This window comes from Maribacter sp. (genome assembly GCF_016744255.1).
Classification (GTDB): Bacteria; Bacteroidota; Bacteroidia; order Flavobacteriales; family Flavobacteriaceae; genus Maribacter_B.
On sequence record NZ_JADGES010000117.1, the window covers coordinates 1 to 9,920 of the forward strand.

Consider the following 9,920-nt stretch of genomic DNA (forward strand, 5'->3'; position numbering starts at 1 on the left):
ATCCTTTTTAAACTATTGCTTTACTAAAATATAAGACCTAAGAATAGCTCTAGTTTATTATCTTATAATAAATTTACCCCTAAAAATAGTTACTCACCTATAAACATACACTTATGATTTTTTTGTGTTAAAAATATTTACAAGACAAAAAATTCTTCCAAAAACTAAGGGCTTTCTACTTTTAAACCTATTGTTACAGAAATCCGTAACAAAATCACGATTAAATACTTTTAATTTAGCATCGTTAAAAAAATCGCCTAATGCTAAAAAAGCTCCTTCTCGTCTCCCTACTGTTTTTTCAATATTGTTTGTTCTCACAGGCCGAAAATATCCAATTAATATCATGGAACATACAAGACTTTGGAAAAACAAAAAATAGTTCCGAACTAGAACAAATTGCAAGTATTATTAAAGAAGCCGATATTATTGCAATCCAGGAAGTAGTTTCTGGTTACGGTGGTGCCCAAGCTGTGGCAAAACTTACCGATATTTTAAATAGAAAAGGGAATGCTTGGGATTATGTAATTAGCAACCCAACGCAAAGTCCAAAATACGCAACCGAACGCTATGCATTTATTTGGAAAACAAAACATATAAAAATAAAAAATAGAGGAACCCTATTAAGCAATTTAAAAGAAGATATATATAGAGAACCATTCCTGTTAGATTTTTATGTTGCTAACCAAAAATTCTCTGTATTAAATTTTCATTCTAGGCCTTTTAATAAAAACCCCGAAGCCGAAATTAAGGCACTAACCAAGTACATTACAAAAGAATTTAAAGAACCCATTATTTTGGCGGGCGACTTTAATATTAATGAGAAAGATAGTGTTTTCAATGCTCTAAAAAATCACGGTTATGCTCCCGCGGTCTCCGAGAAAAAGACTACCCTAAAAAAAGGGTGCCACAAAAACTACTATCTAAACAACGCTATAGATAATATTTTTTATTCTAAGGAAATTGTTAGAATAGAAAGTGGGGTATTAGACTTTGTAACCCTTTGCGAAAACCTAACCAATGCCCGAAAGTTATCGGATCATTTACCTGTTTATCTTAAGTTTTCAATTAATCTACCCTAGGGAATAATATTCTTAAGAAAAAGTTGTTTTTTTACATTTTTGTAGCAAGAACTTTTATAAAGATATCATTAAGTTCTTTTTCTGTTTTAATATTATATTTTCTCATAATAGCAGGTAAGAACTCTTCCTCTTGCATATCGTAATATTTCTCAGACATTATTTCATAATATATATTTAATTCCTTTTCTGTAGGCATTTCATTAATTTTTAGATTACCTACTATAGCTTTTATATTTACTTCTGTTTTATAATTATCTCGAATATTCATTATTGCTATTTTGGAAGTTACTTTTCCTATTCCTCCTTCAGGAGACCATAAAATTTTCCCATAGGTATAACCATTCCCTATATCCTTTTTATTGTCATACGCGAAAATTTCAACAACATCTATATTCTTGTCTTTTTCCGTTTTTTTAAAAAGAATTGATTTTAAAGTATTCCTTAAGCTTTCCTTAGATATAGTACTAGGAACAACAACATGACACCTTAATCTTTTACTTTCTGGTAATTCAAGTAATTGTTTTGTACTATAACTAGATAAAGGTTTTATTATAGTTTTAGCCAAATCGATTTCTGATTCCTCAACGGTATATTTAGAAACCTTGGTTTTATCAAATACTATTTTGCTAACTTCATAATCCTTTTTAAGAGATATAGAAGACTTAATCATTTTAATATATTTATCTTCTTTTTTAATCTCCGTCTTTTTTTTAATATTTTCAATTTTGGAAGTTTCTAAATCGCCGCAACTTACTAATGTAGATAACATAATAAAACTTAATACTCTTTTCATTTTTAATTAATATTTTACTTTAAAAATCACTTAAATACTATAAATATAAATTAGCATATCCTTTAATTACACTTACATCCTGTACCAACAATCCATCTGCAACAAGGGTCGGATTGGCAAGGAGATTTATTTTTTCCCGAGCATCCACAATTAGAAGTTGTAGCACAATTTTTAACGCTATTACCTGGTTCTTCACATGCAATACCATCCTTGTCTGCATCTAAATCGTTTCTACATTCTGGATCCGCATTATATGCAGACTGTGCTGCTGATTGCGAAGTATAATTGGCACAATTAGTATCCTTACATGGGGTAGATTCATTGATATTTTCCATTGTAGAGCAAGAAAACATCAGCAATAAAAATATCCACGGTAGTACAAAGAATAAAAGACATCCACTATTTTTTGCTTTAGAGAAAGTTTTACGATAAGTCAAACCTGGAATTCCTGTTCTTACAGAGTAACCTTTAGAACTTATACTTCCTCGTTTGGTTCTATAACTTGGTGTAATACCTGATTTACTTACATTAAATCCTAAGCCTTTACCTAGGTTAATTTTTTTATTAAATCTGAATGCCATAGTTATTGTTTTAAAATAAATCGTTTTATTATTTTATCCATATGCGATGGTAAATCAGCCTGTTTGATTTTAAAATTCTTAACATTCATTTCAGCCAACCATTTACTCCAGTAAGCATTAATTACATCTTCTTCGTAAGGGTTTTTATCATCTGGGTTAATTCCTAAAACTAACACCTCTAGATTAGATAAATCATTATCAATAGATACAAAACCAAAATCTTTTGCTTTAAACTTCTCTCTCCATGCAGATTTGTTTAAACCAAAATTTCTTATATCCTGAGGAGTTAAGTAGGTAGTTCTATTACCTTCTTTTATTCTGGTATTCTTATGGTATATATAGCCATCCGTTAATACAATCAGAATATTTCGATACCCATCTTCAATACAATAACCATTTACTTTGTTTTTAAAAAATCTCCAAGTATCTGACCCTACATAGTTATTATCTTCAATAGCAACTTCATAAATCCGCTTTGAAATACTATCATACTTTGTGCATGTCATTAAAATACCTTCTTTTGCTGCATTACTTTTATCAAATGAAATTTTAAGTGTATTTAGCTTATCATTCAATGTTTTGTCGGAAGGTTCTGGATCTATAAAAGCTTGAATTTTATCATCTATCTTAATCATTTTCTTATTCATGATATGCGATTCAAAATTCTCAGCTATAGATTTTAAGTATCCCACATCTCTTTGATAGAACTCCATTGCGAGAGAAGGAAATTTTTTTGGATCTATTCTATCAGACAAATCTAAAAGAACACTAATATTTAAGTTTTCGCTGTTCGGTGATAACTTTGGAAAATCATGTTTATGAATAATCTTTTCAAATTTGGATTCATCTTTGCACGAGACAAAAGAGGATAACATAAAGACAGATACTGCGAGAATTTGGAAATACTTTTTCATAAGATTAATTAATGAGTTTATACAATCTACCTTCATAGTTTTCATCTGCAATATCATGCTCTTCTAAGTGCTTTTTTTCTTCTAAAGTACATTGCGATAATAATTGATCTCTTCTTTTTAAATTATCAAAATTATCTGATATCCCTAAAAACCAGCCTTTTACATATTCCGCGTGATAAGTGAGATAATGCTTATTAGAAAACACAAAGCCATCAATTGTTCTTTGTAAATCATTTATCTTCCCTTCTATCCCTGAAATTTCCTCCTTTATTGGGTTAAGCTTCTCAATTTGATTAGCAATTTTTTGTTCAGAATTTTTAATTCCTTCTCTTTTTAATCTGATAAAGGTTTTTATCTTATCAAAATTATCATACTCTTTCATAATAAAATCAAAAACCAATCCCCAAATAATATACACTACGAAACCTGCAAATATGATGCCCCAGAACTCTGCTTTTGTAAAAGCTATTTGCACATTAAACTCGGGTGAGTTTAATGTTTTTTCAATATCATATATCTTTTTTTCTATTTGATACGCGAGAATTGCATCAAAAATAAACGTAACCACAAACAATATCCCAATCTTAAAAAAAGAAAGCCAATTTTTATGTTTTTGAAACATGTGAACTAAATACCCCAAGCCCATAAATGCAAAAGGTATTGTCGCAACAAAAACGCCTTCGAGCCAACCATCATCTATAGCTTTTGTAAGGGCATTGGCATCAAAAATAGCATTAGTGAGTTACTCTGTATTGAATGTTTTAAAAAATGCTGAGTAAGAAGCAGAAATATAAAAAACTAGCAGGTAAAATGTAATTGGGATTAAAACAATTAGACCAAGATAAAATTGCGCCTTTGGCTTTTTATCGACATCCTCTACATATTTTTCAGGATTATGTTTTACATCTGCTATTTCACTTTTAAAAATCGAAATTTTGTTTTCTAGATTAACGATACCTTCATCGATAATACTCTTTACCGTTTTTCTTTTCTTTAATTCAATTTCGTGCTTACTCTTTTCTTGTACATAAGGCTCCTTTAACTCTTTTTGAAGCCTTTCATCTTCTCTACATTTACCCTTATAGTCCATATAGACATCTTGCAAACACGCTTTAAAAATCATATGATTACCAGCTGCTTGTTTTGAAGAACCATAGCCACTCTCAAAAAAGCTTAGCTTTATTTTTTTCACTTCCTCTTCCTTTGGTTTTTCCATTTCTTGAGGAACATTTTTCTTTAGAGAAAATATTTTTTTTAAAGCAGTCATATCAATCTTCCATTTTGGCTGTTAATTCTTTTAAAGGCGTTTTTACTTTTGCATTTTCTAGAAGAAATTCACAGATATCATCTATATTCTCTTCTAAAAATTCAAACTTCAAACAATATTTTTTTAAAGTATTCACTTCATCTTCTGTAGCTATATCATCTGCCCATATCATTAATGATAAATCATATAGGTATTCTATTTTTTCTTCTAAAGATTCTGGAATTACGGACTCCTGTGAAGGGTTTAATAATATCTCATTTAATTGGTCTTTACTCAGTCCTCTTTCTTCTGCAAAATTGTAAAGCATCTTTAATTCTAGAAGATCAAAATTATCATCTGAAAAAGCCATTTGATAAAGTCTTAAAAAATGACTTTTTAGTTCAACTGAAATATTTATTTTTTCCATAGGTTTAGTTTTTAAAAGCTATTAGGTACAGGATAGAACCATTATTATAGCTAGCAAGAGTATAAATCCAAAGCAGCCATTTTTACTATTAAATTTATGTTTTTTTCTTTTTACATTTTTGTTTACAAAATGTCCTTGAACATATGTTCCGTCTTTCTTATAATATCCTCTTCGGTAGCTCATAATATTTAAGTGCTTAGAAATTATTTGTATGAGCTTTATTCATATATCGCTTTACATATGCAATTTCAAATTTCAACCGTTTCATTACTTATATATCTTTTATCACACCCAAACCTAAACCAATTAAAAGTCAATTCATTACAGAAATCTGTAATGTAAAAAACATTTTTTAGCAATTATTTTTTAACAAAAAGCCTGCCTACTAACTTGGTAGTTCCCCCGAGCACCTCCTTAGTAAGCAAGCAACCTCTACTTAGATTAAATAATTCTACAACCGTTAATGAAAATTGTAAAAAATATTTAATGTTTAAAAACGTAGATTTATCATAGTCTTATTTTTTACTGCTTTTAATTTTACAGATATAAACTTGTATTTCCGTTATAAAGGAACATTACTGGTATAAAAACAGCTCCGATATACTCTTTTCTACTCCTTTTCATACCCATATACTGTTGCCAAAAGTTGTTCTTCAAATTGGTATATGTCATCTATAGACTCTATTGGGTTTCTAATTTCTCCATTCTCTTCTTTAAAAATACCTATATATTTATTCCCTCCATTTAGATGAAGTCTACATAAAGGTTTTCTATTATTATCATCTAATAGTATTCCAAAATAAGATTGGGTATCTCTATGCGCAATTCTATGTGTGGGAAGTACCCGCCTTAAAATAGCAACCACAATTCTAAAACCATCCATTTCTTCCTCCGTAGTAACAATTTTGCTTTCCTCAACTTTCTCAACAATTTCTTCTTGTTGCTTTTCTGTTTCTTTATTTAAGGCTGCATTTAAACGGTTATTAACCTTATCGCTAATGGTTTGGTTAAATGCCTTGCCTACCAAATCGGTAAACTCTTCCGTAACGCGTTTTGTTAATATTCCTGGATACACTTCTTTTGCTAATAATTTCACTAAATCTATAGAAGGGGTATTAAGCTGAGTAGTAATTACTTTCCTAAGCTCCTTTGTGTATTTTAAAGAGCTTGCATTATCTACTATTTTTTTTACATCAAAATTGGCTTTTTGGAACTTGGCTATCTCATGTACTGTATTTTCTTTTAAATCGGTAATATTAAATTCTAAAAAAGGCTTTTCATCCATTTTATTGGTAGCATCCAAATCGGTATAAAATCGATATTCAATACCGTTGGTTAGCAGCGCAAATCGAGTTTTTGAAGCATGGAAATATCGAAACAATTGCGAATTATGTGCATTGAGATTTTCTTTCCAATTTTTACATTCAATGATGATAATAGGCTGATCGTTCTGGAAAATAGCATAATCTACTTTTTCTCCTTTTTTAAGACCTATATCCGCAGTAAATTCTGGTACTACCTCGGTTGGATTAAAAGTATCGTACCCCAAAGCATTAATAAATGGTAATACAAAGGCATGTTTTGTAGATTCCTCCGTATCTATCTTGTCTTTAAGCGTATGTATTTTTTCAGCTATCGCTTTTAGTTGGTTTTGGATTTCCATGGTATCTTATTTTAATAATCTTTCTGCTATATTTTCCTCATTGATGACCTCTCGATTTGGTAGTATCAGATGGATTTTATTATTGATTGGATTCTTAAAAAGTTGATACCCATGTCTACAATTTACATATCGAAACTTAAGGGCTTTTAATCCTTTCCATAAACCACCTTTAGCAGTTATTTTAAAAACATAGTTAGAGCAAGATGTTCTAAAAATGCATTTTTTACGTTTTGATTTTGGCATTAAAAGCCAATAAATTTTAATACCTATTAGAAGAAAAATTTTCATTTTTGCTTTTGAAAGACAACCATCTGTTTTGTTGTAGTATGACCTGGTGTTCCTCCTAATCCAAAGCATCCATTATCCCCAGAAAGATAAGTTGAAATCACCTCCACTCTAACATATTCCCAACCTTCATTATCATAGTGATTAATAAATTTTTCCAAATAATTTGAAGCATCTTTTGATGTAGATGCTTTTACATCAAAACTAGGTTCTAAGGGTACTACTTTATATTCCATCAGTATTAGTTTTTACACCCGTTCTTCCCGCAAGTAATTTTTTTACTGGTATTTATCCAATGACCTGAGTTTTCCGTTGTATTAAAGCCACATCCTGTGGTTCCTCCTTTTTGCCCTTTGTGTACTTCTCCTGTTGGTGTATGTATAACTACCATAATACTTTATTATCAAATTAACAATACCCAAACCTACCCCCATAAAAAAAGATTCCCTTACAGATATCTGTAAGGGAATTAAAAATTGTTTTTTATTTAGTTTTTAAATTATATTTTACCCTTCCGAATGAGCTTAGATATAAGGCTTGTACTATTTTTTGCTCCAAATTCATCAAACAATTTACTAATCTTTTTATCTATAGAACTTTCGCTATTAGGCGATATATTTTGCAACTTTAGTTTATTAGATATTTCTTTTTTACTCAAACCGTTTTCTAACTCTTTCAGGATTAAAACATCGAACTCATCCAACTCAAAAACAGTATTCCTATCCGATATGTTTATCTGCGGAGACATATAAACCTTATTAGCATATACATCTTGCACAGCATTCACTAGTTCTATTAATCCATGGCGGCCTTTACAAACATAACCATTGATCTTTTGTTCTTTAAAAAGCGCATTGATTCTTGCCGGATTATCTTCCATAGAATTTACAATAACCTTAATATTGGGATGCAAGTTTCTAGCAACCGCAATGAGTTCTTCGCCAGAAGTAAGGGTGCGCTTTACATGGCTTCCTTTAAAAGAAAGATCCGTAATTAATAAATCGAAAAGAGTATTATTGGCTTCGGCAACCTTAAGTCTAGTATGGGCTTTGTCGCAATAGAGTTCTTCCTGAATCTCCGGAATGTGTAACTTATTTTTCAAGGCATTTACTATTCCCTGATTGGTATCCTGAAAATCTTCGGCAATTAATACTTTTTTGAACATGCTTAATTGTTTTTAATTTGGAATTTGAATCTCAGCTTTAAAACCTTTTCCTTTTTCCGAATCAAATATAATTGTTCCGCCAATAGCTTGAATACGGTTTTCTGTAATCCGAAGACCATTTTTAAAATTTAACTGTTTTTTTGATGCTCCTACTCCATCATCCAAATACTCCACTCTTAAAATACTTGGTGTATTTATAAAGGCTATAGTAACTGTTGTTGCCTTACTATATTTAGTCATATTAATCATTAACTCCCTTAATATTTTATACAATACGGTTTTACTTAGTGGGTTTATAGAATTCCAGTTTATTTTTGTAGTACCAGTGGTATACAATTTAACTCCCAAAGTGTATGTACCTAACATACTAAAAAGTTCTGTTTTATAATTTGCTCCTATATCTACCTCATTTATTTCTCTAGAAAAATTTCTACTCTGATTGTATAACGATTCTAGCATATCTAACACCTCCATTTTATCGGTATCATTTTGTACCAAAGCCATAGAGTGGTTTAGTTTTGCTCCAAAATCGTCGTGCACTCTTCTTGCTAATTGGGCTTCCGTTTCAAAAGTAGCTTTTAGTTTTTCCGTTTTATTTTTTTGCTTTAAACGCTTAGAACGTTGTTTAGAATCATACACTATAAAGCATAAACCTAATAATAATATGGCTATTCCAAAATAAGATATTATTTTTCTAGTCCGCTGCTTGGTCAATTCTACTTCTCTTTCTGCCTTTTCTTTTTCTAGACGTAAAATAGATTCTTGCTGTAATTTATCGTCGTATTTATATTTAGCGAACTGGGTTTTTACTTTTAGCTCTTGGTTATACAAACTATCCGTTAAAGCTACATAACGGTCTCGTATAAAAACATTCTCGGAGTCTATTTTCATTAAAAATGTAAGCACGTCTTTTTCTGCTCTAGGAATCCTTAATTTTTTAGATAATTGAATAACAGAATCAAAATAAACAATTGCTTTTTGGGGGTTCTTTTTAGAATAGAATTCTCCTAAATGGGTATAACTAGCAATTTGCCCTCTTTGATCTTTATTTTTCTTTCGTATACGCAAGGCTTTAATAAATTCTGTTTGTTCTTTATTAATTCCAGAAAGCCATTTTGCATAAGCCAGGTTATCTAAAACAAGAGCATGTTTTATTTTAGTTTTATGTAATACATTTTCTTTTTTAATACTTTTCAACAACGAAATCGCCGTTTTAAATTGTCCGTTATCTATATAAGTTGCTGCTAAATTATTTTGGTATATTAACTTGTCTTTCTTTGAATTTGAAATTTCTATTGCCTTATTGTAGTATTTTAATGCATCTTGATAATTTAATAGTTTTCGATGATTCGTAGCCAATGCATTATAGGATGAGGAGAGATATTTTGAATCTTTTTTAGACTGCAAGTATTGAATAGCTTCGGTTAGAGTTTCTTTACTTCCAAAATAATCGTTTTTATTTTTTTGAATAGTACCCATATTATAGAGGCATTTACCTATCCAACTACTATCTTTTGTAGAATAAAAATAGTCTTTTGATATATTGTAGTTGTAAAAAGCACTATCTAACACTTGCTCAACTACATTATAGTAATACCCTTTTAAATAATATTGCCTTCCTAGATTAAATTCATCCTTTACTTTTTTTGCATGATTGATTAATAATTCATTTTGATTGTCCGTAATTTATCATAATCCTGTAATTCCTGCTATTACTAGCCTGTCGAATAATTTTTCTCCAAAATACCTTCTATTAAGTTTGTAAAT

General features: G+C 30.1%; 13 protein-coding genes. 1 reads left to right on the plus strand and 12 read right to left on the minus strand.

Annotated elements, in window-relative coordinates:
* Positions 1–260: 260 nt before the first annotated feature.
* The gene (locus QZZ51_RS14775) at positions 261–1,079 is read left to right on the plus strand and encodes an endonuclease/exonuclease/phosphatase family protein (RefSeq protein WP_291871034.1); all 819 of its coding nucleotides are present in this window, start codon (positions 261–263) and stop codon (positions 1,077–1,079) included.
* Positions 1,080–1,110: 31 nt separating this feature from the next.
* On the opposite strand, the gene QZZ51_RS14780 is transcribed toward QZZ51_RS14775, so the two are convergent.
* From QZZ51_RS14780 to QZZ51_RS14835, 12 genes are all read right to left on the minus strand, one after another.
* The gene (locus tag QZZ51_RS14780; RefSeq protein ID WP_291871036.1) at positions 1,111–1,872 is read right to left on the minus strand and encodes a hypothetical protein; all 762 of its coding nucleotides are present in this window, start codon (positions 1,870–1,872) and stop codon (positions 1,111–1,113) included.
* Between the two features lie 62 nt (positions 1,873–1,934).
* The gene (locus QZZ51_RS14785) at positions 1,935–2,453 is read right to left on the minus strand and encodes a DUF4236 domain-containing protein (RefSeq protein ID WP_291871039.1); all 519 of its coding nucleotides are present in this window, start codon (positions 2,451–2,453) and stop codon (positions 1,935–1,937) included.
* 2 nt (positions 2,454–2,455) lie between these two features.
* Entirely contained in the window at positions 2,456–3,367 is a 912-nt protein-coding gene (locus QZZ51_RS14790; protein ID WP_291871041.1) for a hypothetical protein, read from the minus strand.
* 4 nt (positions 3,368–3,371) lie between these two features.
* Entirely contained in the window at positions 3,372–4,007 is a 636-nt protein-coding gene (locus QZZ51_RS14795; RefSeq protein WP_291871043.1) for a hypothetical protein, read from the minus strand.
* Positions 4,008–4,109: 102 nt separating this feature from the next.
* The gene (locus QZZ51_RS14800; RefSeq protein ID WP_291871045.1) at positions 4,110–4,634 is read right to left on the minus strand and encodes a hypothetical protein; all 525 of its coding nucleotides are present in this window, start codon (positions 4,632–4,634) and stop codon (positions 4,110–4,112) included.
* 1 nt (position 4,635) lies between these two features.
* Positions 4,636–5,040, minus strand: coding sequence for a hypothetical protein (locus QZZ51_RS14805; protein WP_291871048.1), 405 nt, complete (start codon positions 5,038–5,040; stop codon positions 4,636–4,638).
* 610 nt (positions 5,041–5,650) lie between these two features.
* Complete coding sequence (locus QZZ51_RS14810; protein ID WP_291871049.1) at positions 5,651–6,703, minus strand: type I restriction endonuclease; 1,053 nt, start codon at positions 6,701–6,703, stop codon at positions 5,651–5,653.
* A 6-nt stretch (positions 6,704–6,709) separates the two neighbouring features.
* Positions 6,710–7,060 (minus strand): membrane protein insertion efficiency factor YidD, encoded by a 351-nt coding sequence (gene yidD, locus QZZ51_RS14815; protein WP_366511985.1) that lies wholly within the window; start codon positions 7,058–7,060, stop codon positions 6,710–6,712.
* Positions 6,988–7,224 carry a hypothetical protein gene (locus QZZ51_RS14820; protein ID WP_291871053.1) on the minus strand — a complete coding sequence of 79 codons (237 nt, stop codon included), beginning with the start codon at positions 7,222–7,224 and terminating at the stop codon, positions 6,988–6,990. Before QZZ51_RS14820 ends, yidD begins: the two co-directional genes overlap by 73 nt.
* Positions 7,225–7,229: 5 nt before the next feature.
* On the minus strand, positions 7,230–7,379 hold the full coding sequence (locus tag QZZ51_RS14825; RefSeq protein WP_291871055.1) for a hypothetical protein: 150 nt from the start codon (positions 7,377–7,379) through the stop codon (positions 7,230–7,232).
* 108 nt (positions 7,380–7,487) lie between these two features.
* Positions 7,488–8,153, minus strand: coding sequence for a DNA-binding response regulator (locus QZZ51_RS14830; RefSeq protein ID WP_291871057.1), 666 nt, complete (start codon positions 8,151–8,153; stop codon positions 7,488–7,490).
* 12 nt (positions 8,154–8,165) lie between these two features.
* The gene (locus QZZ51_RS14835) at positions 8,166–9,632 is read right to left on the minus strand and encodes a tetratricopeptide repeat-containing sensor histidine kinase (RefSeq protein ID WP_291871059.1); all 1,467 of its coding nucleotides are present in this window, start codon (positions 9,630–9,632) and stop codon (positions 8,166–8,168) included.
* Positions 9,633–9,920: the final 288 nt, after the last annotated feature.